The sequence below is a fragment of the Aromatoleum sp. genome (assembly GCF_035254505.1).
Lineage (GTDB): Bacteria > Pseudomonadota > Gammaproteobacteria > Burkholderiales > Rhodocyclaceae > Aromatoleum.
In genome coordinates this window covers 12,894-34,899 of the sequence record NZ_DATFAO010000100.1, presented here as the reverse complement: position 1 = coordinate 34,899, position 22,006 = coordinate 12,894, and the positions used below count along the sequence as shown (strand labels likewise).

The 22,006-nt window shown below is 67.9% G+C and carries 22 protein-coding genes and 1 riboswitch; of the genes, 9 read left to right on the top strand and 13 right to left on the bottom strand.

Annotated features, from left to right (window positions below; genetic code table 11):
* Nucleotides 1–44 precede the first annotated feature (44 nt).
* The 9 genes from msbA to cobU form a co-directional block, all read right to left on the bottom strand.
* Nucleotides 45–1,829, bottom strand: a complete 1,785-nt coding sequence (msbA, locus tag VJ673_RS22210; RefSeq protein ID WP_324128356.1) for a lipid A export permease/ATP-binding protein MsbA — start codon at nt 1,827–1,829, stop codon at nt 45–47.
* Nucleotides 1,826–2,488: a fused DSP-PTPase phosphatase/NAD kinase-like protein gene (locus VJ673_RS22205; protein ID WP_324128355.1), complete on the bottom strand. Its 663-nt coding sequence runs from the start codon at nt 2,486–2,488 to the stop codon at nt 1,826–1,828. Before VJ673_RS22205 ends, msbA begins: the two co-directional genes overlap by 4 nt.
* A 17-nt stretch (nt 2,489–2,505) precedes the next feature.
* The gene (rfaD, locus tag VJ673_RS22200; RefSeq protein WP_324128354.1) at nt 2,506–3,453 is read right to left on the bottom strand and encodes an ADP-glyceromanno-heptose 6-epimerase; all 948 of its coding nucleotides are present in this window, start codon (nt 3,451–3,453) and stop codon (nt 2,506–2,508) included.
* A 14-nt stretch (nt 3,454–3,467) separates the two neighbouring features.
* The gene (gene rfaE1 / locus VJ673_RS22195; protein ID WP_324128353.1) at nt 3,468–4,418 is read right to left on the bottom strand and encodes a D-glycero-beta-D-manno-heptose-7-phosphate kinase; all 951 of its coding nucleotides are present in this window, start codon (nt 4,416–4,418) and stop codon (nt 3,468–3,470) included.
* Nucleotides 4,419–4,503: 85 nt separating this feature from the next.
* Nucleotides 4,504–5,055 (bottom strand): alpha-ribazole phosphatase family protein, encoded by a 552-nt coding sequence (gene cobC, locus VJ673_RS22190; RefSeq protein ID WP_324128352.1) that lies wholly within the window; start codon nt 5,053–5,055, stop codon nt 4,504–4,506.
* A complete protein-coding gene (locus VJ673_RS22185) occupies nt 5,040–5,810 on the bottom strand; it encodes an adenosylcobinamide-GDP ribazoletransferase (RefSeq protein ID WP_324128351.1) in 771 nt (256 codons plus the stop codon). The genes cobC and VJ673_RS22185 overlap by 16 nt, the downstream gene beginning before the upstream one ends.
* A 13-nt stretch (nt 5,811–5,823) precedes the next feature.
* Complete coding sequence (gene cobT, locus VJ673_RS22180; protein ID WP_324128350.1) at nt 5,824–6,861, bottom strand: nicotinate-nucleotide--dimethylbenzimidazole phosphoribosyltransferase; 1,038 nt, start codon at nt 6,859–6,861, stop codon at nt 5,824–5,826.
* 65 nt (nt 6,862–6,926) lie between these two features.
* Complete coding sequence (locus VJ673_RS22175; RefSeq protein ID WP_324128349.1) at nt 6,927–8,321, bottom strand: diguanylate cyclase; 1,395 nt, start codon at nt 8,319–8,321, stop codon at nt 6,927–6,929.
* 206 nt (nt 8,322–8,527) lie between these two features.
* Complete coding sequence (gene cobU, locus VJ673_RS22170) at nt 8,528–9,079, bottom strand: bifunctional adenosylcobinamide kinase/adenosylcobinamide-phosphate guanylyltransferase (RefSeq protein ID WP_324128348.1); 552 nt, start codon at nt 9,077–9,079, stop codon at nt 8,528–8,530.
* A gap of 75 nt (nt 9,080–9,154) precedes the next feature.
* Nucleotides 9,155–9,401, top strand: a riboswitch (cobalamin riboswitch).
* 129 nt (nt 9,402–9,530) lie between these two features.
* Between cobU and VJ673_RS22165 the strand changes: the two genes are divergently transcribed.
* From VJ673_RS22165 to VJ673_RS22125, 9 genes are all read left to right on the top strand, one after another.
* Nucleotides 9,531–11,465, top strand: coding sequence for a TonB-dependent receptor (locus VJ673_RS22165; RefSeq protein WP_324128347.1), 1,935 nt, complete (start codon nt 9,531–9,533; stop codon nt 11,463–11,465).
* A 22-nt stretch (nt 11,466–11,487) separates the two neighbouring features.
* The gene (locus VJ673_RS22160; RefSeq protein ID WP_324128346.1) at nt 11,488–12,465 is read left to right on the top strand and encodes a FecCD family ABC transporter permease; all 978 of its coding nucleotides are present in this window, start codon (nt 11,488–11,490) and stop codon (nt 12,463–12,465) included.
* On the top strand, nt 12,465–13,241 hold the full coding sequence (locus VJ673_RS22155) for an ABC transporter ATP-binding protein (protein WP_324128345.1): 777 nt from the start codon (nt 12,465–12,467) through the stop codon (nt 13,239–13,241). Before VJ673_RS22160 ends, VJ673_RS22155 begins: the two co-directional genes overlap by 1 nt.
* A 2-nt stretch (nt 13,242–13,243) precedes the next feature.
* On the top strand, nt 13,244–13,849 hold the full coding sequence (gene cobO / locus VJ673_RS22150; protein ID WP_324128344.1) for a cob(I)yrinic acid a,c-diamide adenosyltransferase: 606 nt from the start codon (nt 13,244–13,246) through the stop codon (nt 13,847–13,849).
* Nucleotides 13,850–14,048: 199 nt separating this feature from the next.
* On the top strand, nt 14,049–14,897 hold the full coding sequence (gene cobA / locus VJ673_RS22145) for a uroporphyrinogen-III C-methyltransferase (protein WP_324128343.1): 849 nt from the start codon (nt 14,049–14,051) through the stop codon (nt 14,895–14,897).
* A complete protein-coding gene (locus VJ673_RS22140) occupies nt 14,894–16,192 on the top strand; it encodes a cobyrinic acid a,c-diamide synthase CobB (RefSeq protein ID WP_324128342.1) in 1,299 nt (432 codons plus the stop codon). The genes cobA and VJ673_RS22140 overlap by 4 nt, the downstream gene beginning before the upstream one ends.
* A 225-nt stretch (nt 16,193–16,417) precedes the next feature.
* Nucleotides 16,418–17,008, top strand: a complete 591-nt coding sequence (locus VJ673_RS22135) for a DNA-3-methyladenine glycosylase I (protein WP_324128341.1) — start codon at nt 16,418–16,420, stop codon at nt 17,006–17,008.
* Nucleotides 17,005–17,883, top strand: a complete 879-nt coding sequence (locus VJ673_RS22130; RefSeq protein WP_324128340.1) for a LysR substrate-binding domain-containing protein — start codon at nt 17,005–17,007, stop codon at nt 17,881–17,883. Before VJ673_RS22135 ends, VJ673_RS22130 begins: the two co-directional genes overlap by 4 nt.
* A 13-nt stretch (nt 17,884–17,896) precedes the next feature.
* Nucleotides 17,897–18,481, top strand: coding sequence for an acyl carrier protein phosphodiesterase (locus VJ673_RS22125; protein ID WP_324128339.1), 585 nt, complete (start codon nt 17,897–17,899; stop codon nt 18,479–18,481).
* Between the two features lie 15 nt (nt 18,482–18,496).
* Here VJ673_RS22125 and VJ673_RS22120 read toward each other — a convergent pair whose 3' ends face one another.
* From VJ673_RS22120 to VJ673_RS22105, 4 genes are all read right to left on the bottom strand, one after another.
* Complete coding sequence (locus tag VJ673_RS22120; RefSeq protein WP_324128338.1) at nt 18,497–18,847, bottom strand: hypothetical protein; 351 nt, start codon at nt 18,845–18,847, stop codon at nt 18,497–18,499.
* A gap of 165 nt (nt 18,848–19,012) precedes the next feature.
* Nucleotides 19,013–19,654, bottom strand: coding sequence for a LutC/YkgG family protein (locus VJ673_RS22115; RefSeq protein ID WP_324128337.1), 642 nt, complete (start codon nt 19,652–19,654; stop codon nt 19,013–19,015).
* The gene (locus VJ673_RS22110; protein ID WP_324128336.1) at nt 19,651–21,057 is read right to left on the bottom strand and encodes a LutB/LldF family L-lactate oxidation iron-sulfur protein; all 1,407 of its coding nucleotides are present in this window, start codon (nt 21,055–21,057) and stop codon (nt 19,651–19,653) included. Before VJ673_RS22110 ends, VJ673_RS22115 begins: the two co-directional genes overlap by 4 nt.
* A complete protein-coding gene (locus VJ673_RS22105; RefSeq protein ID WP_324128335.1) occupies nt 21,057–21,842 on the bottom strand; it encodes a (Fe-S)-binding protein in 786 nt (261 codons plus the stop codon). Before VJ673_RS22105 ends, VJ673_RS22110 begins: the two co-directional genes overlap by 1 nt.
* Nucleotides 21,843–22,006: the final 164 nt, after the last annotated feature.

Here is a 22,006-nt window from a genome sequence, read left to right as displayed (position 1 = left end):
ACGGTATTGGGTCTCGAAGTCGGTAGGAGACAAGCCCCGGCGCTTCAGGAGCGCTGCGGTGCGGGGACGGGCTCGACGGGCAGGGGATCGCCGTCCGGCGCGATGCCTTCGCCACTCGCCAACAGGCGAGCATAGGTGCCGCCGGCCGCTGCGAGTTCGGCGTGATTGCCTTGTTCGACGATGCGCCCGTGTTCCATCACGACAATCAGGTCCGCATCGCGGATCGTCGATAGCCGGTGCGCGACGACCAGCACGGTGCGGTTCTGGCGCAGCTCGGCGAGCGCCTCCTTCACCGCGCGCTCGGATTCGTTATCGAGCGCCGACGTCGCTTCGTCGAGCAGCAGGATCGGCGCGTCCTTCAGGAAGGCGCGCGCGATGGCGATGCGCTGCCGCTGACCGCCCGAAAGCTGGCTGCCGTTCGCGCCGACACGAGTCGCGAGGCCTTGCGGCAGCTTGTCGATGAACTCCATCGCGTGCGCGTGGCGCGCCGCGCGGATCACATCCTCTTCGGCGACGTCCGGACGCCCGTAGGCGATGTTGGCGGCCACCGAGTCGTCGAAGAGCACGACTTGCTGACCGACCCAAGCGATCTGCGCGCGCAGCCAGGCGAGCGGCGCCTCAGCGATCGGCGCGCCGTCGAGCAGGATGCGGCCGGATTCGGGTTCGAAGAAGCGCGCGATCAACTGGATCGTCGTCGTCTTGCCGCTGCCCGATGCGCCGACGAGCGCGATCGTCCTGCCGGGCGGGATGTCGAGCGTGAAGTTGCGGATTGCGGGCTCGGTCTGGCCGGGGTAGCGGAAGCCGACGTTTTCAAAGCGCAGCGCGCCGCGCGCCCGCGGGCCCTCGGCCCCCGCCGCGTCGGGTTCCGGTTCGCGGTCGAGCAGTTCGAAGATGCTCTGCGCGCCGGCGAGCCCCTTCTGGATCACGGTGTTGACGTTGGTGAGGCGGCGGATCGGCTCGAACAGCATCGCCATCGCAGCGACGAAGGCGACGAAGGTGCCGGGCGTTAGCCGGTCCTGCGCCGACAGTGCCGAGGCTGCCCAAATCACGAGCGACACCGCGGTCGCCGCGAGCACCTGCACGAGCGGCACGTTCACCGACGAGATACGCACCGTGCGCATCGTCTCCTTCCTCAGCCGCTCGGAGATGTCGGCGAAGCGGCGATCTTCGTGTTCGTGCGTGCCGAAGAGCTTGATTTCGCGGATGCCGGTGAGGCTTTCGCCGACCGTGCCCGTCATGCGTGCGGCGGTCTCCTGCATGGCCCGGTTGCCACCGCGCAGCTTCCGGCTCGCGCTGCGGATCGCCCAGGCGACCGCGGGGGCGATCAAGAGCAGCAGCAAGGTCAGCTCCCAGGCCGTCCACAGCAGGTAGCCGGCGAGGCCGATGATCACCATCGTGTCGCGCACGACGATGATCCACGCGTTCGACAAGGCGCTGCCGACCTGCGGGATGTCGTAGAGGATGCGTGACATCATCCGGCCCTGCGCCTCGGCCTGATGCACGGACAGCGGCAGGTGCATCTGGTGGCGATAGACGCGCTGGCGCAGGTCGGTGATCGCCTTGTTCGCGACCCACTGGCTCGACACGCTCGCCGCATATTCAGCGAGGCCCTTCACGAGAAAGGCGAGCATCAGGAACAGCGGCACCTGCCACTGCGCGGCGTGATCCTTCGCGATCAGGCTCTTGTCGACCAGCGGCTTCAAGAGTGCCGGCATCACCGGTTCGAGCGATGCCGCCGCGATCATCGCGACTACCGACACCGCGACGACCTTGCGGTAGGGCAGGACGCTCGCCAGCAGGCGGCGATAGAGGGCAAAGGCTTGCTTCATTCGCGGTGCAGGACCTTGTCGACGACGAGGCTCGCCCAGCCGTCGGCGCGGAATTGCGACTTCAGCTTGCGGTCGTCGTACACCGTCTGGACCCAGTCCATGAAGTCGATCGGCGTGTGCGCGTTGTACGCGAGGTAGCTCATCAGGAAGAAATCGAGCACGCCGGTGCGCGCCTGCTTGAAGTGGCCGTAGCGCCACGACAGCTCTTCAAGCGTATCGGCGACGGAGTGCTTGAGATGGAAGATGCGGTACAGCGCGGCGCCCAGCCCTGCGCGGTCGGCGCCGGATTTGCAGTGGATCAACGCCGGGTACTCCATCGTCTCGAAAAGCTCGCGCAGCTCGGCCACGCGCTCGGCGCTCGGCGGGATGCGCGAATGCAGGCGGATGTCGTGCAGTGTGATGCCGAGTTCGCGGCACACCTCGCGTTCCAGCTCGTAGGAGCCGTATTCGCTGCTGCCGCGCAGATTCACGATGCTGCGGATGCCGTAACGCTTGTGATACTTGCGGATCTGCGCCGGACTCGGCTGGCTGCAGCGGTACATGCCGCCGCCGAGATCGTGGAAGTTGTTGTAGGCGGCACGGAAGACGCCGTGATCGACGATGTGCATGTTGAGCCATGCACGCAGCCGTGCCTGCGGGGTGGAAAACGTAGTGGTCATCGAAAGAGGAGTCGTGTTCACGCGCGTTGCGCGAGCCAGTCGAGGTAGCGCGGCACGCCGTCCTCCACGGGCATGAAGGGCTTGTCGTAGCCGGCGGCACGCAGTGCGCCGATGTCGGCTTCGGTGAAGCTCTGGTAGCGGCCCTTGAGGTGATCGGGGAATGCGATGTAATCGATGCCGCCGCCACCGTGCCAGTTGATCGCCGCGCGGGCGACCGCGTTGAAGGCCTGGGCGCGGCCGGTGCCGACGTTGAAGATGCCGCTCACCTGCGGATTGTCGAGCAGCCACAGGTTCACCGCGACGACGTCGTCGACGTGGATGAAGTCGCGCAGCTGTTCGCCGGGACCGTAGCCGTCGCAGCCGTCGAAGAGGCGCAGCCGCCCGCATTCGTTCAACTGATTGTTGAAGTGGAAGGCGACGCTCGCCATGCTGCCCTTGTGTTGCTCGCGCGGGCCGTAGACGTTGAAGTAGCGCAGTCCCGCGACCTGGCTCTGGAGGCCGGGCAGTTGCGGCCGCAGGTGGCAGTCGAAAAGGAATTTCGAGTACGCGTACATGTTGAGCGGGCGCTCGAACTCGCGCGACTCGCGGAAATTCGGTCCCATGCCGTAGACCGATGCCGACGAGGCGTACAGGAAGGGCACGCCGCGCGCGACGCACCAGCCGAGCAGCGCCTTGCTGTACTCGTAGTTCACGGCCATCACGAAGCGGCCGTCCCACTCGGTGGTCGAGGAGCAAGCGCCTTCGTGGAATACCGCCTCGACCTGACCGAAGTCCTCGCCGGCCTGAACGCGGCGCAGGAAGTCGTCCTTGTCCACGTAGTCGCGGATGTCTGCGTCCGCGAGGTTGAGGCACTTGTGCCCGTCGCTGAGGTCGTCGACGACGAGGATGTCGGTAATGCCGCGGGCGTTGAGGCCCTGCACGATGTTGCTGCCGATGAAGCCGGCGCCGCCGGTCACGATGTACATGGCGCTTCCTCCGTTCAATGCGCGGCGGCGAGGGCCGCGTGCAGTTCGTCGAGGCTGACGGTCGCCGTGCCGAGCTTGCCGACGACGATGCCGGCCGCGATGTTGGCGAGCGCCGTGGCGTCGGGCAGCGACAGGCCGCAGGCGAGGCCCGCGCCGAGCACTGCGACCACGGTGTCGCCCGCGCCGGTGACGTCGAACACGTCGCGTGCGCGCGTCGGCAGGTCGAGCGGTGGCTGGCCTTGCTGCAGCAGCGTTACGCCGCGCTCCGAACGCGTGATCAGCAGTGCTTCCAGCTCCAACGCGTCGCGCAGCGCCGAACCGCGTTCGCGCAGCGTCGCTTCGTCGGCGCAGTGACCGACGATCGCTTCGAATTCGGTGAGGTTCGGCGTGATGACCGTTGCGCCGGTGTAGCGGGCGAAGTCCGTGCCCTTCGGGTCGACGACGACCGGCACCGAGTGGCTGCGGGCGATGCCGATCAGGGCGCCGACCTGGGCGAGCGTGCCCTTGCCGTAATCCGACAGCACGACGGCCCCGCAGGACTCGATCGCGTCGGCGAACTCGCGCTCGATGCCGGCGCTGTCGAGCACTGCGAAGCTGTCTTCGAAGTCGAGCCGGATGAGTTGCTGGTGACGGCTGATGATGCGCAGCTTGGTGATCGTCGGGTGTTGCGGTGCCTCCAGCAGGTGGCAGGCGACCTTCCCGTCGACCAGCCGTTCGCGCAGCAGGCGCGCGGCCTCGTCACGGCCGACGAGGCCCACGAGCGAGGTTGCCGTGCCCAGCGAAGCGGCGTTGAGCGCGACGTTGCCCGCGCCGCCCGCGCGGTATTCATCGCCTTCGACCTTCACGACCGGCACCGGTGCTTCCGGCGAAATCCGCGTCGTCGAACCGTGCCAGTAGCGGTCCAGCATCACGTCGCCGGCGATGAGGATGCGACCGGCGGAAAAGTCGGGCAGGGGAGGCAGCATTGAGTTCCGGAACGCCCAGGGCGCTGAAAAGTCTGCAATTATCCCACGAACCGGGGCATCCCACGCAGCCGGGGCGCCGGATCGTTCAGCGATTGAACCACTTGAGCACGACGCCCCACTGTTCGACGTCGATGCGGGTGACGTGGCCGCAGGCGAAATCGAGCGCCAGCCAGTGTTGGGCGGGCATCTTCAGCAGGTGGCCGGCGATCGCGCGCAGCGGCCCGCCGTGGGCGACGATCACGACCGGGTCGGCCGGCGCGCTCGCGACGAGCGTGTCGAGCCAGTCGAGCGCGCGTGCGGCCATGTCCTGTGCGGACTCGCCGCCGGGGGCGCGGAAGCCCATCGGGTCTTCCGCCCAGGCGTCGATCGCGGGGCCGATGTCGGCGAAGGGGCGCAGCTCCCACTCGCCGAAGTGCATTTCCTTGAGGCGTGCGTCCAGCACCGGCTGGCCGAGCGCCTCGGCGAGCAGGCGTGCGCGCGCCAGCGGACTCGCGTGCAGCACGAAGCGTTCGGGCAGGTGCGGGCGCAGTCGTGCCGCGACGACATCGACAGCCTCGACGAGGCCGACGTCGGACTGGCCGTAGCACACCCCCGCGGCTACGTCGGGCCGCGGATGGCGGATCAGATGAAGTTCCATGTCGCGACGATCGCGAGGTAGCACGCGAGCTCGGCGGCCTGTTGCAGGGCGCCAAGGCAGTCGCCGGTGTAGCCGCCGAGGCGACGTACGAAGAAGCGCGCCGCCCAGACCGTCACGGCAGCGCTCGCAAGGAGCGCGGTAAAGCCCTGCACGGGGGCGAGCAGCGCGAGCGGCAGCAGGCCGAAGGTGCAGGCGATCGCGAGTTCTACGTGGGTGAGCTGGCGCGCGAGCGGCTTCGACTTCGAACTCAGATCCTCGCGGACGTATTCCAGCGTGTGGATCAGGCTCGTCGACGCGAGCCGGGACAGCGGGTGCGCCGCCAGCAACGCACAGGCCGCCAGCATGTGACCGTGTGCCGCGAGCTCGGTGAGCGCCGCAGCTTTCGCCAGCAGCATCAGCACGATCCCGACCGTGCCGTAGCTGCCGATCCGCGAGTCCTTCATGATCGTCAGTACCTGCTCCTTGCTCCAGCCGCCGCCGAGCCCGTCGCAGGCATCCGCCCAGCCGTCCTCGTGGAAGGCGCCGGTCGCGCGGATCGTGACCGCCATCGACAGCAGTACCGCGAGCGAGGGCGGCAGGACCTGCGCGAAGGCGAGGAAGCTCGCGGCGCCGATCCCGCCGACGACCCAGCCGACGAGCGGGAAGTAGCGCGCCGCGTGGTTGAGCCGCTCCGGCGACCACGGCACCCAGGCGGGCACCGGTAGCCGCGTGAAGAAGCCGAGCGCAGTGAAGAAGAGTTCGAGCTGGTAGCGCATGGGCCCGCGCGTGTCAGGCGGACTTGTCGCTGACGCCCGCGGAGTCGAAGCTCGCCATCTCGTTGAGGAAGTTCGCAGCGGCCTGCAGCAGCGGGAAGGCGAGTGCCGCGCCCGTGCCTTCGCCGAGGCGCAGGTCGAGCGAGACCAGCGGGTCGGCGCCGAAGTGCTTGAGCTGGGCAGCGTGGCCCGCCTCCTGCGAGCGGTGCGCGAACACGCAGTAGCCGAGGATCTCGGGCGCGATCGCCTGTGCGACGAGCAGGGCGGAGGTGACGATGAAGCCGTCGATCAGCAGGACCATGCCCTTTTCGGCTGCGCCGAGCATGGCACCCGCCATCATCGCGATCTCGAAGCCGCCGTATTCGGCCAGCGCCTGCAGCGGGTCGGTGGGACGACCGCCGCGGGCGAGCGCCTGACCGAGGAGTTCGCGTTTGCGGGCGAGGCCGGCGTCGTCGAGGCCGGTGCCGCGGCCCGTGACGGTCGCGAGGTCGGTGCCGGTGAGGCAGTGCGTCAGCAGCGAGGCAGCAGCCGTATTGCCGATGCCCATCTCGCCGAAGCCGACCACGTTGCAGCCGTTGGCTGCCAGCGCATGCGCGAGTTCGCGGCCACGGGAGAGCGCGGCGTCGCGTTGCTCGGCGCTCATCGCGGGCTGCTCGAGGTAGTTCTCGGTGCCGTTGCCGACCTTGGCGCCGATCAGGCCGGCGCGCTGGCCGAACTCGTGATTGACGCCCGCGTCGATGACCGTGAGGCCGAGGCCCATCTGGCGCGAAAAGACGTTGATCGCGGCGCCGCCGGCGAGGAAGTTCTCGACCATCTGCCAGGTCACGTCCTGCGGGTAGGCCGAGATGCCGGCGCGCGCGGCGCCGTGGTCGCCGGCGAAGACCATGATGTGCGGCTGGCGGATCTCCGGCCTCAGCGTTTGTTGCACGAGGCCCAGTTGCAGCGCCAGCGCTTCGAGCCGGCCGAGCGCGCCGACGGGCTTGGTCTTGCGATCGATGCGGTGCTGGAGGTCGGCGGCGAGGGTTCGGTCGGGCGCGGAGATCGTGATTTGCATAGCGGGCTCGTGACGGTGTCCTTGGAGGGCAAGGATGTTAGCACGCCCGTTTACCCGCTTGCGGGTCAGGCTGCGACCGATCCGCGTCCGCCACCGACTTCGCGCTGGTTGAGCCGCTTGCCTTCCTTGCCACGCCGCATTAGCTTCGCCGCATGCTTGAGCAGGGCCGAGGCATCGGTGCCGCCGTCGGGGTAGATCGCGCTGCCCAGCGAGATGGAGACGTCCAGGACCTCGTCGCCGATGCGGAAGGGCTGCGCGAATTCCTCCGCGAGTGCCGCGACGACGCGCTGCAGGTCTTCTGCGTCGAACACCTCCTCGAGCACGATCACGAATTCGTCGTTTTCGGGCCGAGCCACGGTGTCCTGCTCACGCACGATGCCGCGCAGGCGGGTCGCGATCATCTTGAGCAACGCGTCGGTCGTATCTTGGCCGAAGGTTTCGGAGAGTGTCTGGAAGCCATTCACATCGACCAGTATGACGGCCGTCCGCGTGTTGTGGCGCTTGGACCGGATGATCCCCTGCTCGATGCGGTCGGTGAGCAGCAACTGGTTCGCGAGGCCCGTCAAGGGGTCGAGGTGCGACATCTGCTGGAAACGATGCTCGCTCTCCTGCAGGCGCCGGGTCAGCTGGTCGACTTCCTGGTTGCGCAGGCTGAGGCTCTGCGTCAGGGTGTGTTCGGCCGCGGTCAGGGCTTCGATCTGCTGCTCGGCGTTCGCGAGGGCCTCGCTCTGATCGACGGCGTGTTCCCGAACCTGTGCTCCGGCACGTTCGGACAGCGCAAACGAAAGCATCAGAATGCCGAGTGCCGAAAAGACGGGCGTTGCACTGGCGGCCAGCGTGTCGTCGTTGAGGACGCCGATTCGGGTCCCGATCAGGACGGCGACGCCGACGAGCAACGCAGCCCAGCCGAGAACGTTCAGGCGTGCCGCGGGCGTATTCAGCTTGCGGCAGCGCATCGCCGAGACGATCGCGAGCACCCCGAAGAGCGGTCCGGCAAAGGCGAGGAAGGTGTTGACGAAGCCGAAGGGCAGGACGAACCCGATCAAGGCGATGGCGGCAAAGATGGCCGCGAATAGACGCAACGCATTGTCGAGGCGGGGGGCTTGCACGGGCGTTTGCAGTACCTCGCGCATGAAGAGGGCGCCGCCGACGCCTGCGATGGCGAATCCAACCGGGAGGAGCATGTCCGGCCACGCGCCGTCCCAGCCGAAGAACCCCCTGCCTACACCGCTCCATCCGATTTCGGCGGCGGCGATCCCGAGCGTGAATACGGCGTATTGCAGGTAGCAGCGGTCGCGACCGGTGACGAAGAGCACGCCGTTGTAGACGATGACGGCTGCCAGCGCGCCGAGGTAGAACATGACGCCAGCGATTCCGCCGGTCAGGAGCGACGCGGCTGAGTCCGACGCCGTGTCGGCAGCAAAGCTCGCGGTCGCAGCAAACGTCAGGAGGATCAGCAAGGATGACGTCGACCGCCGAGCCCCTTCTAGCCGTTCGTGTAATCCGTGCCGAGTCTTCCCGCCGCCGAACATTTCCATCTCTCTGTGAGTCTTTTGTCCATCGGCGATTGTATGGGCTTGTTGCGCGCTTTGGGCGAAATAAATGCCTATCGAGTGCCCTTTTCGGGGGGCTGAAGCGACATCCGACCTGAACTACCGGAAAGCCCTTACTCGTTTCCCTTTAAGGTGAGCGGCAGGCCGGCGGCAACGAAGGTGACGCGGGCGCAGGCGGCGGCCAGCGCCTGGTTGAGGCGCCCGGCTTCGTCGCGGAAGAGGCGCCCGAGCGGCGTTTCCGGAACGAGTCCGAGGCCGACTTCATTCGACACGAGCAGCACTTCGCCTGCCACCTCGGGCAGCAGGTCGAGCAGGGCCGTGCGTTCGGCTTGCAGTTTCAGCAGACTGCCGGCGTCGGGCGGTTCGGGCAGGTTCTCAGCGCCGGCCATCAGGTTGAGTAGCCACAGCGTGACGCAGTCGACGATCACGCAACGGCCTTCGCGGGCCTCGTCGCGCAGCGTCTCGGCCAGTGCGACGGGCGTTTCGACCGTGCGCCAGTGGCTCGGCCGGTCGTCGCGGTGGCGGCGGATGCGGGCGGCCATTTCGGCGTCGAGCGCTTCCGCGGTCGCGATCACGGTGACGGGCAGTCCGCCGGCGCGGGCGAGGTTTTCGGCGAGGCGGCTCTTGCCGGAGCGGGCGCCGCCGAGGATCAGGTGTGCGGGCATGTCCTTGGAATTGCGAAGATTTTCCGCGCTGCGGAAAGTGATGGAACAGAGTATTATCCGCCCTCGCGCCCCGAATGGGGGTGTGCGTGTGTAAGGTGCCCGACGGCGAAGCCGCCCGAGGGTTGAACGGGAGACAGGTGCGTCCCCGGCTCTCATGCCGGCGAGACAAGGCCTGTGCTGCCCCCGCAACGGTAAGTGGACGTAAGGCGCATCCAACCGCCACTGGACGAAGGTCCGGGAAGGCGATGCGACCGGTCCGGCGCTCGCGACGAGCGACGGCCAGCCCACGAGCCCGGATACCGGCCTCGACACGCGATGGCGGAAGTGCCGCGGGGTGGCGGCGACGGGCGTGGTGTTCTGCGGCTCCCGGCGTGTGTGCCCGGCCGGCGCTTCCTTGTTGAAATGGCCGGGGAGCGGGGACGCTGACTCCGGCGCAGGGAGAATCCCCCCAATGAACATCCGCTTGTCCGCAACCGCCGTCGCGGTGGCTGCCGCCTTCCCGTTTGTGTCGACCGCGTTCGCCGCCGATGAGCCGACCGGCGAAACCGTGATCGTGTCGGCGAACCGCATCGACACCCCCGACGTCGCGGCGACCTACGCCTCCGAAGTGCACACGCGCAAGGACATCGAACGCTCGGGCGCGACCTCGCTCGTCGATTATCTGAACCGCCAGTCGTCGGTGCAGCTCACGCCGAACTTCGGCAACCGCTTCACGCCCAGCATCAACATGCGCGGTTATGGCACCAATGACGGCTTCCAGAACGTCGTGATTTCGATCGACGGACGCCGCCTCAACAACATCGACATGGTGCCGCAGCTCGTCGGCTCGATTCCGCTTGAGGACATCGACCGCATCGAGATCACCAAGGGCAGCGGTTCGGTAGCTTACGGCGACGGCGCGACGGCGGGCTCGATCCAGATCTACACCAAGCCCCGCACCGGAGCGAGCATCGACGTCAATGCCGGCAACCACGAGGCGCTGGGGACTACCGGCTACGCCGGCTATGTCGGTGAGCGCTTCACCGCGTCGGCGACCGCAGAACACACCGAAGATGGCGGCTTCAGCGACAAGGACCCGTCCGGTCACCGCGACGCGTCGACCTCCGACAACTGGCGTGTCAGCCTGACTGGTCGTCCCATCGACCGCCTCAAGCTGACCCTCGATACCGGCGACGCGCGCATCGACCTGCGCTACCCGAATTCGCTGACGCTCGCGCAGTTCCACGACGATCCGGGGATGAACACCGGCCGCGACTATACGCACCAGTTCTTCCGCGACGGCTACTGGGCGGTCGGCGCTGAATACGACTTCGCGTCCAACTGGCGCCTGACGGCACGCCACAACGACGAAGACAAGCGTTCGGAATTCCTGCAGTTCAGCTTCCGTACCGATTCCCGCTACCTGTCGGACGACATCGCGTTGCAGTATCTCGGCGACGCGCTGGCCGTGACCACCGGCGTGCAGACTTTCGACGGCGAGCGCGCCGATGGTTTCAGCGAGACGACGAAGAAGAACGAAGCGATGTTCGTGCAGGGCCAGTACGAGATGGGCCGCCTGACGCTGTCGGCCGGTGCGCGGCGCGAAAAGGTCGAGTACGAATACGATCCCTCGTTCGGCTCGCGGCTGAAGGACGACAAGCAGCTGTCGTCGTGGGATCTCGGCGCGAACTACCGCATCGACGACGTGCTGTCGGTGTTCGGCAACTACAATGCGTCCTACCAGGCGCCCGACATCGATCGCTTCTTCGCCTTCAATCCGGTCACCTTCGAGACGATCTTCAACGGCCTCATCAAGCCGGCGAAGGTCCGCACCGTGACGCTCGGATTCAACCATGTGCTGCCGACGAACCGCCTGAAAGTCGGCGTCTTCCATGCCGATCTGAACGACGAGATCTACTTCAACGCGTCGACCTTCAGCAACACGAACATCGACAAGTCGCACAAGTACGGTCTGGAAGTGCAGGACACCTGGCGCATCTCGCCGGTCCTGACCGGCGTGCTGAACTACTCGTGGACGCGCGCGCTCATCGACCGCGAGGACATGGGCGGCGGCGCCTTCGACGGCAAGGAACTGCCGGGCGTGCCGCGCAACAACGTCGTGCTGGGCTTGAACGTGGCCGTGGGCGACCAGGGCAACCTCTACGTGTCGCACACCTGGCGCAGCAAGACCTGGGCGGCGAACGACTTCGACAACAACAACGCTCAGCGCCAGCGCGCCTATCAGTCGACCGACGTCGCCTATCGCCATCGCCTGAACAAGGTCGAGTTGTACGCAGCCGTGTCCAACCTGTTCAACTACAAGAACGGCACCTGGGTGCGCGACGACGCGATCTATCCGGTCGACTTCGAACGCACCTGGAAGGTCGGCGCGAAGCTGTCGTTCTAAGGCCTGACCGAGGCGCAACGGCATGACGCGTCCGCCCGTGCTGACCATCCTCGCCGCACTCGTCGTGGCGGCGGCGCTGGCTTTTGCCTGGGCGTTGTCGGCGGGCGACCTGCCGATCAGCCTCGGCGAAGTCGTCGGCGCGCTCTTCCGCGGCGCCGACGGCATGGCAGCGGATGTCGTACGCGAGTTGCGCCTGCCGCGTGCCGTCGCAGTCTTCGTCTGCGGCGGGTTGCTCGCGCTCGCCGGCGCGCTGATGCAGGTGCTGCTCCGTAATCCGCTGGCCGATCCCTACGTGTTGGGCATCTCCGGCGGAGCGGCGGTCGGCGCCCTGTTGGCGATGCTGATCGGCCTTGCGCCATGGGTCGTCGACGCGGCGGCCTTCGGCGGAGCGCTGGCGGCGACGCTGCTGGTGTTCGGGCTCGCGCACGGTGACGGCTCGTGGACGCAGACGCGGCTGCTGCTCACGGGCGTCATCGTCGCGGCCGGCTGCGGCGCGGCGGTGACCCTGATCCTGTCGCTCGCTACCGACACGCGCCTGCAGTCGATGCTGTTCTGGCTGATGGGCGACGCGAGCGGGGCCGCCCGGCCGTGGCCGGCGCTGGTCGTATTGCTCGTGGGCCTCGCAGTGGTGATGCCTTTCGCGCGCGACCTCAACGTGCTCGCGCGCGGCGAGATCGCGGCGCAGGCCCTGGGCGTGCGCGTGCAGCGCCTGCGCTACCTGCTGTACCTGCTGGCGTCGCTGCTGACCGCGGCCGCCGTTACGCTGGTCGGCTCGGTCGGCTTCGTCGGCCTCATCGTGCCGCATCTCGTGCGCTTCGCCTTCGGCAACGACCAGCGCCTGCTGCTGCCGGCATCCTTGCTCGCAGGCGGTACGCTGCTGACCGTTGCCGACACGGCGGCGCGCACCGTCATCGCCCCGGCGCAGTTGCCGGTCGGAGTGCTGACGGCGCTGATCGGCGTGCCGGTGTTCCTCTTCCTGCTGTCGCGCAATCCCCGCTAATGAGCGCCGAATCGATCCTCCTCGAAGCGGAAAACCTCGCGCTGCAGGTCGGCGGGCGCTGGCTGTGCTGCGAGTTCAGCCTGTGCCTGGCGGCGGGGGAGTGCTTGGTGCTGCTGGGACCGAATGGCGCGGGCAAGACGACGCTGCTGCATACGCTGGCCGGGTTGCGCGCGCCGACCATCGGGAGCGTGCGTCTGGACGGTCGCCCCTACGCCGACTGGGACAGCGTCGCCGCGGCGCGCTTCCGCGGACTGCTCCCGCAGCAGCAACCGGACCATTTTTCGGCGACGGTGCTGCAGACCGCGCTCGTCGGCCGCCACCCGCACCTCGGTCGGTGGGGCTGGGAGAGCGCGCAGGACATCGGGATCGCGAAGGAGGCGCTCGCCGCGGTCGGCCTCGCGGCGCTCGCCGGGCGCGACATCCTCAACCTCTCCGGCGGCGAGCGCCAGCGCGTGTCGATCGCGACCCTGCTGACGCAGGCGCCGAAGCTCTTCCTGCTCGATGAACCGACGAACCACCTCGACCTCCATTACCAGATCGCCGTGCTCGATCTCTTTGCGCGTCTGAAGCGCGAGGGGCGCGCCGTCGTGATGGTGCTGCACGACATCAACCTCGCCGCGCGCTTCGCCGACCACGTGATCCTGCTCGACGGCCGCGGCGGCGTCGTGGCTGGCGCGAGCAGCGACGTCTTGCTGCCCGAACGCCTCAGCCACGCCTTCGATCATCCGATCCGCTGCATCGAAACCGATGGGCGGAGCGTTTTCATCCCGGACTGAACATGAACGATTCCGACAAGGACGCGCGCCACTCCGCGCGCATGCAGCGCAAGAAGGAAGTGGTCGACGGCAAGATCGCCGCGGCGCAGATCGAACGCGGCGTGCTGCTGGTCAACACCGGCAACGGCAAGGGCAAGTCGAGCGCCGCCTTCGGCGTGCTCGCGCGAGCGCTCGGCCACGGCATGAAAGTCGGCGTCGTCCAGTTCATCAAGGGCCGTTCGGACACCGGCGAGGAAGCCTTCTTCCGACGCCAGCCGGACGTCACCTGGCACGTGATGGGCGACGGCTTCACCTGGGACACGCAGGACCGCTCCCGTGACGTGGCGAGCGCCGAAGCGGCGTGGGACAGGGCAAGAGCGATGCTTGGCGATCCGGGGATCCATCTGGTCGTTCTGGACGAACTCAACATCGCGCTGAAGTATCACTATCTGGACGTCGCACAGGTCGTCGCCGACCTGCAGGCCCGCCCGGTGACACAGCACGTCATCGTCACTGGCCGCGCAGCCCCGTCGGCGCTCGTGGAAGCGGCCGACACCGTAACCGACATGACTTTGGTGAAGCATGCGTTTGCAGCGGGTGTCAAAGCAATGCCCGGCGTCGAATTCTAAGAAACAGAAGCCGTTACCCTGGCAGGAGCGCGAATCCAGGAAAGCGCAGCCCGCTGCGGGGCGGATTTCGAGCCGAGGCGTCCGCTTGCGCCAACGAGGAGCGAAATCCGCCCCGTAGCGGGCGGGTTGATGCCCCGACAAACGTCGACACCTCACATCGAGTCGAAAGAAACGTAGCCAAGAGAACACGGAAGAGCCCATGTCCCTCCCCGAGATCCCGAACCCCCGTCCCGGACCCGCCGCCGGCCACGTCTATCTCGTCGGTGCCGGCCCCGGCGACCCCGAACTTCTGACGCTGCGCGGCGCCCGCCTGATCGCCGGCGCCGATGCCGTCGTCTACGACAACCTCGTCAGCCCCGCCATCGTCGACATGGCGCCCGCCGCCGCCGAGCGCCACTACGTTGGCAAAAAAGCCTCCGACCACACGCTGCCGCAGGAAGAAATCAACCTGCTGCTCGTGCGCCTCGCCCAGGCCGGCAAGCGCGTCGTGCGCCTAAAAGGCGGCGACCCCTTCATCTTCGGCCGGGGCGGTGAAGAGATGGAAGTGCTGGTCGAAGCCGGCGTCACCGTCGAAGTCGTGCCCGGCGTCACCGCCGCGGCCGGTGTCGCCGCCTACGCCGGCATCCCGCTGACCCACCGCGACCACGCGCGCTCCGTCGTCTTCACGACCGGCTTCCTCAAGGATGGCGCGCTCGACCTCGACTGGCCGATGCTCGCCCGCCGCGGCCAGACGCTCGTGATCTACATGGGCATCTCGCGGCTCGGCGAAATCTGCCAGCAACTCGTCGCCCACGGCCTCCCCGCCGAGACGCCCGTTGGCGTCGTCGAGCGCGGCACGACCCAGGCGCAACGCGTCGCTGTCGGCACCCTCGCGACCCTCGCCGATGTCGTCGCCGAATCCGGCATCCGGCCGCCCGCGCTGACCATCGTCGGCGACGTCGTCAGCCTCTATCCGCGTCTCGAATGGTTCTCGCCGCACCCCGCCGCCGCGCCGCATGCGCCGCACGTGGGCTGTACCGCCGTGCATGGCGGCGAGGAGACGAAATGAGCGGGCAAGGTGACGTCGCCCGCTGCGCCGCGCTCTTCGTCGCCGCGCCGGCCTCGGGCCAGGGTAAGACCACCGTCACGGCCGCGCTCGCGCGCCTGCACGCCCGACAGGGGCGCCGCGTGCGCGTCTTCAAGTGCGGGCCCGACTTCCTCGATCCGCAGATCCACGCTGTCGCAAGCGGCGCGCCGGTCTATAACCTCGACCTCGGCATGTGTGGCGAGGCCGACGCCGCTTGGCGCCTTTATGACGCGGCCCGCCACGCGGACCTGATCCTCGTCGAAGGCGTGATGGGCCTCTACGACGGCCAACCGTCTGGCGCCGACATCGCCCGCCGCTTCGGTCTGCCCGTGATGGCGGTGATCGACGCGCGCGCGATGGCGCAGACCTTTGGCGCGGTCGCTCATGGTCTCGCGCACTACCAGCCGGGCCTGCCGTTTTCCGGTGTGCTCGCGAACCAGGTCGGCAGCGTGCGCCACGCCGACATGCTACGGGCGGCCTTGCCCGAAGGCATGCGCTGGTATGGCGCGCTCGCGCGGGACGTTCAGGCCGGATTGCCCGAGCGCCACCTCGGGCTGCTGCAGGCGGCGGAAATCGTCGACCTCGAATCGCGCCTCGATCGCTTCGCCGATGCCATCGCGTCAACCGGTGCCGCCGACCTGCCTGAAGCGGTCGACTTTCCCCCGGCGCCCGCGCCGGACGTGCCGCCGCTCCTCGCGGGGCGCAGGATTGCCATCGCGCGCGACGCCGCTTACGGCTTCATCTACCCGGCGAATATCGACACGCTGCGCGCCCTTGGCGCCGAGCTGAGCTTCTTCTCGCCGCTCGCCGGGGAGACGCTTCCGAAGTGCGATGCGGCCTGGCTGCCGGGCGGCTATCCGGAATTGCACGGCGCGACGCTCGCGGCGAACCCGGCCTTCTATCGCGACCTGCGCTCGCATGCCGCGGAGGGGCGTCCGCTGCTCGCCGAATGCGGCGGGATGATGAGTCTCTTCGAGGAAGTCGTCGACAAGGCCGGCCAATGCCATGCCTTCGCGGGGCTCTTGCCGGGTCGCTCGGTGATGCAGCAGCGGCTCGCGGCGCTCGGCATGCAGGTCGCGGAGCTGCCGGAAGGGCGGCTGCAGGGCCATACCTTCCACTATTCGAAGAGCGACACGCCGCTCGCGCCGCTCGTACGCGCAGCGACGCCGGACGGGCGCGAAGGCGAGGCGATCTACCGCCAGGGGCGGCTCACCGCGTCCTACGTGCATTTCTATTTTCCTTCGAATCCTAAGGCGGTCGCGGCACTGTTCGGCTGACTGTAGTCGTCGGGATGGGGCGGGCGGCGTGAGCGCGGGTGCCTGGCATCCGCCCCCTTGCGGGCGTGTTTCGCGCCTCGTTGGCGCGCGGCGGACGCCTCGGCACGAAACACGCCCGCAAGGGGGCTGCGTCGGGGCATGCCTTTAGGGCAGCGGGATCGCGGTGCGGCTACACTTCGCGAATCGAAACATTGGTCGCGGGTGTGCGACTGTTCTGGAGGAAACATGAACCAGCGTTGCGCGTGGGCCGGAAGTGATCCCTTGTACATCCAATACCACGATGCCGAGTGGGGCGTGCCGACCCGGGACGCGCACACGCTGTTCGAATTCCTGATTCTGGAAGGCGCGCAGGCGGGATTGTCGTGGATTACGGTGCTGAGAAAGCGCGAGCGCTATCGCGCCGTGTTCGACGGCTTCGACGCGGAGCGCATCGCCCGCTACGACGACGCGAAGAAGGCGGCGCTCCTGGTCGACCCGGGCATCATCCGCAACCGCGCGAAGATCGACGCTGCCGTGATCAACGCGCGCGCCTGGCTCGATCTGCGAGACGCCGGCACCGATCCGGTCGAGTGGCTGTGGAGTTTCGTTGATGGCGAGCCGGTGCAGAACGCCTTCGCCTCCCTCTCCGAGGTGCCCGCGACGACGCCGCAGTCGGACGCGATGAGCAAGGCGCTGAAGGCGCGCGGCTTCAAGTTCGTCGGCAGCACGATCTGCTACGCGCTGATGCAGGCGGCGGGGATGACGAACGATCACATGGTCGCTTGCGGCCGCCACCGCGAGGTCGCGGCGCTCGCCTGCGCGGAGGGGAGGGCTTGACCGCGTCGCTGCGCCGCGTGCCGCCGATGCGCGCGCTCGCGGCTTTCGAGGCTGCGGCCCGGCTCGGCGGTTTCGCGCAGGCGGCGGAGGAATTGTGCGTGACCCCCAGCGCCGTGAGCCATCGCATTCGGCAGTTGGAAGGGATGCTGTCGACGCCGCTCTTCGAGCGGGCGGCGGGGGGCGTGCGCCTGACGACGGCCGGTCGTCTGTACCTCGACAGTGTGCGCGAAGCTTTCGACAAGCTCGCGCAAGCGGGCGCGGTGCTGCGACCCGAGCGCGAACGGCTGCGCGTGTCGCTGCCGCCGACCTTCGCCCGGCAATTGCTGATGGCGCGGCTGCCGGAATACCTGCGGGCGCATCCGGAGGTCGAACTCGAAGCGCACCTGTCGATTCCGCTACAGGACGTCACCGCCGAGTCGGCCGACGTCGAGGTGCGCTGGGGGCGCGGCGACTACCCGGAGCGCGTCGTGCGCAAGCTCTTCGACGACACAATGCTCCCGCTCGCGGCACCCTCGTGGATCGCGACTCACGCGCCGCGGGACATGGCCGACCTCGCCGGCGCCGAGCTGCTGCGTTCGACGCTGTTGCCATGGAAGCCGTGCTTCGCGGCGGCCGGACTGGACAGCCCCGAGCCGGACCGCGGCGCGGTGTTCAACGACCTGGGGATGCTGCTCGAAGTGGCGGCGGCGGGCTTGGGGGCGGCGGTCGGCACGCGTCGTCTGGCCGCATCCTGGGTCGAGGCTGGGCGGCTCGTGCCGCTGTTTGGCGTCTCCGCCCCCGCGCCCTTCACCTACTATGCAGTGGTGACGCCGGCACAGAGCAAACGGCCTGTCGTGCAGGAATTCGTCGACTGGCTCGCCAGCGTCTTCGCCTGACGGAGCCTTGGCCGTGAATTTCCTCGCGCATGCCTTCCTCGCCGGCGACGCGCCGGCCGACCAGCTCGGTGGGCTGATGGGGGACTTCGTCAAAGGACTGCTCCCCGCCGGACTGCCCGACGACGTCGCCGCAGGCGTACGGCTGCATCGGGAGATCGACGTCTTCGCCGAGACCGAGCCGGCCTTCCGGCGCAGCCGTGCCCGCGTCTCGCCCGAGCGCCGCCGGGTGTCGGGCGTGATGGTTGACATGTTCTACGACCATTTCCTCGCGCGCGACTGGTCCGACTTCCACCCCGAGCCGCTGGATGTGTTCACCGCGCGGATGTACAGCCTGATGGCCGAGCGCGGCGAACTGCTGCCGCCCCGCCTCGCGGCGATCCTGCCGCGAATGCGCGAGTCGGACTGGCTGGGGAGTTACGAATCGCCCGATACGATCGCGATGGCCCTGGATCGCATGGCACACCGCCTGACGCGCGCCAACCCGCTGACGGGCAGCGGCGCCGAACTGTTGGCCGATTATGCGGGCTTCGAGGCGGACTTCCGGGAGTTCATGGCCGCTGCGCAGGCGTTCACGTCACACCGGCGCAGCGTGCGTTGAAGAAAGCTGATCTGCTCAGCGCAGCGGGATGACCAGCGGCGGGATATCGACGCCGATCGTGATCGCCGGGTCGCGGCGATAGACGCGCGGCGCATAGACCGGCACTGCCGGGGCATAGACCGGGGCCGGCGCGTAGAACTCGACCGGGCGCTCGTAGTAGCGGTATTCGCGCACGACCGGGCGGCGCTCGATGATGCGCTCGCGGACCACGACGCGGTCGCGCTCGCGGTCCCAGTGTTTGTGATGCCCGTAGTGGTGGCCGCGATCACCCCAGTCGCCATCTCGGTCGGCGTGGGCGGGGATTGCAGCCAGCATCGTGCCGCCGGCGAAAAGGGCTGCAAGCAGTTTGAATGCGTTCGATTTCATGCTGAAGTCTCCTGACTGGCTGGACAGTGCCGCTTTCGGCGTTTGCTGTCCTCCTGTCCGATTAAACGCGACTTCTACCGTAAGGTTGGCATGAAGTTGTAAGGGAATCCTGCAAGTAACGGGCCCGGCGTGCGCTTTGACGCGCCTTCGCGCCGGGCCGAGGCCTCAACCGACGAGGATCACATGCACGCGCCGAGGTCCGTGCGCGCCGAGCTGGATCGTCTGCTCGACGTCGGCCGTGCGCGAGGGGCCGGAGATGATGTTGGTCGCTCGCGGCATGCCTTCTGCACGCGCACGCAGTTTTGCCCAAGCTTCTTCGAAGTGGCCGACGATCTCCGAGGTTTCGAGCACGACGACGTGGTCGTCCGGCACGAAGTTGTGCGTGATCGGGCTGTTCGGGCCGGAGGCCATCATCAGGCTGCCCGGCTCGGCGATGCCGGCCAGCGCCTGCGACACCGACAGCATCTCGCTGACGCCCGCCGGCCCATGGTGGATTTCGAGGCCCGGAAACGCCAGGTCCTGCAGCGCGGCTCCGACCGCGGCGCGAGCGGGCAGACCCTTCTCGGCGCGGTAGGCTTCGACGGCGGCGGGCACGTCGGCCCGGGTTGCGACCCGCGCAATCGTGCCAGCGCGGCTCTCGAACTTGCGCACGAAGCGCGCGACGAGGTCTTCGTCCTGCGCGGGACGAGTATGCCGCGGGATGCGGGCGTCGAGTTCGGCGCGCTGGCCGTCGTCGAGCGGGCCGCGCCGCAGCGCGCTGCGGACGGAGTTGAGGATGGCCTCGCGGGCGTTCAGGGGGGCGTTCATCGTTGGCCTCGCTTGCCTTGCCACAGTTCGAGGAAGGTGCGCCCGGCCGGAGCCGGCAGGTCGCGCACGTCGGTCCAGCCGCTCGCGAGCGGCAGGCGGCGGATGCTGCCATTCTTGGCAATGCCCGACAGCACGCGCGCGCCGATCTGCTCCAGCGCGTGATAGAGCTTCGGCCGCGTCGCGACGAAGCTCCACACTTTGAGTGCGCGCTTCTGCATCGCGGGCGTGATGTCCTGCTGATGCTGCATGTGCCGCAATTCGCGCAAGAGGTCCGGCAGCGGGATCTTGACCGGGCATACCGACGCACAGCGGCCGTTGAGCGTGCAGGCGTTCGGCAGGTCGTAGGCGTTGTCCAAGCCCTTGATCAGCGGCGTCAGCACCGAGCCCATCGGGCCGGGATAGACCCAGCCGTAAGCATGGCCGCCGACTGCGCCATACACGGGGCAGTGGTTCATGCATGCGCCGCAGCGGATGCAGCGCAGCATCTCCTTGAAGCGTCCGGCGAGCATCTTCGAGCGGCCGTTGTCGACGAGCACGACGTGGTACTCCTCGGGTCCGTCGAGGTCCTCGGCGCGGCGCGGGCCGGTCGAGATCGTCGTGTACGTCTCGGTCTCCTGGCCGGTCGCGCTGCGCGCGAGAAGCCGCAGGAAGAGCGTCGCGTCGTCGAGCGTCGGCACCACGCGCTCGATGCCGGAGGTCACGATATGCACCTTCGCCAGCGTCTGCGTGAGGTCGCCGTTGCCCTCGTTCGTGACGATGATCGACGAACCGGTCTCCGCGACAAGGAAGTTGCCGCCGGTAATGCCGACGTCGGCGCGGAAGTACTTGTCGCGCAACACCCTGCGCGCTTCATTGACGAGATCCGCCACCTCGGTCTTGCGCGGGCCGCCGTGCGCGGCTTCGAAGAGGTCCGAGACCTGGTCCTTAGTTTTATGCACGGCTGGCGCGATGATGTGCGACGGCGGTTCGTGCGCGAGCTGGATGATGTATTCGCCCAGATCGGTCTCGACGACTTCCATGCCGTTCTCGATCAGCGCCTCGTTGAGGCCGATCTCCTCCGACACCATCGACTTGCCCTTGGTGACGGTCTTCGCGTCGACGCGCTTGCAGATGTCGAGGATGATCTTGCGCGCTTCCTCCGCATCACGCGCCCAGTGCACTTGGCCGCCGGCCTTCGTCACGGCCGCCTCGTAGCGCTCGAGGTAATGGTCGAGGTTGTCGAGGATGTGGTTCTTGGTGTTCTTCGCTTCCTCGCGCAGCTGCTCGAACTCCGGCAGCTCCGCGGCCTGCTGCGCACGCTTGCCGACGAAGCCGCCGCGCGCCTTGCCGAGCGCCTGCTGCAGGTTCGCGTCGTGGATCGCGAAGACCGAGCGCTTCTTGAACTCCTTCGAGCGGATCTCCATCAGTCGGACTCCTTCGCGGCGCCGGCAAGGCCCGGGCCGTCCGCGAGGCCGGCGAGCACTTCGGCGGTGTGGAAGACCTTCACCGGCGCGTTGATGCGTTTCAGGCGCCCGGCGATGTTCATCAGGCAACCCAGGTCGCCGCCGACCACCGTGTCGGCCCCCGAAGCGAGGATGTTCTTCACCTTGTCGTCGACCATCTTCTCGGAGATTTCCGGATATTTCACGCAGAAGGTGCCGCCGAAGCCGCAGCACACCTCGCTGTCTTCCATCTCCTTGAGCTTGAGGCCTTCGACTTCGCCCAGCAGCGTGCGCGGCTGGCCCTTGATGCCGAGCCCGCGCAGTCCGGAGCAGGAGTCGTGGTAGGTGACCGTTCCCTCGTAGCGGGCCTTGCTGTCGGTCGCGCCCAGCACGTCGGCGAGGAAGGACAGCAACTCGTAGCTCTTCACCGACAATGCCTGCGCGCGCGGCAGCCATACGGGGTCGTCCTGGAACAGCACCGGGTAGTCGTGGCGGATCGTCGCCATGCAGGAACCTGAGGGGCCGACGATGTAGTCGTATTCCTCGAAGGTCGCGATCACCTGACGGGCGAGCGCGCGGGCCGCATCGTAGTCGCCGCTGTTGTAGCCCGGTTGGCCGCAACAGGTCTGGTTCGCCGGCACCTCGACGATACAGCCGGCGTCTTCGAGCAGCTTCGCCGCGGAAAAGCCGACGTTGGGCCGGAAGACGTTCATCAGGCAGGTGGCGAACAATCCGACGCGGGGCCCGCGGGTGGGCGTTTCGGTCATGAGGGAGGTCTCCGGTTCTTGTTCGGAAGGGGTGTTCGATAAGCGTGGCGTGATCGTATCAAGCCCCGTGCAGCGCTGCGGCGAGCGATTTTCAGGTCCCGCATGAGCGCGATTCATCTCACCGGCAGCTTAGGACAAAACCTCATGCGGCCGCCATTGGGGCT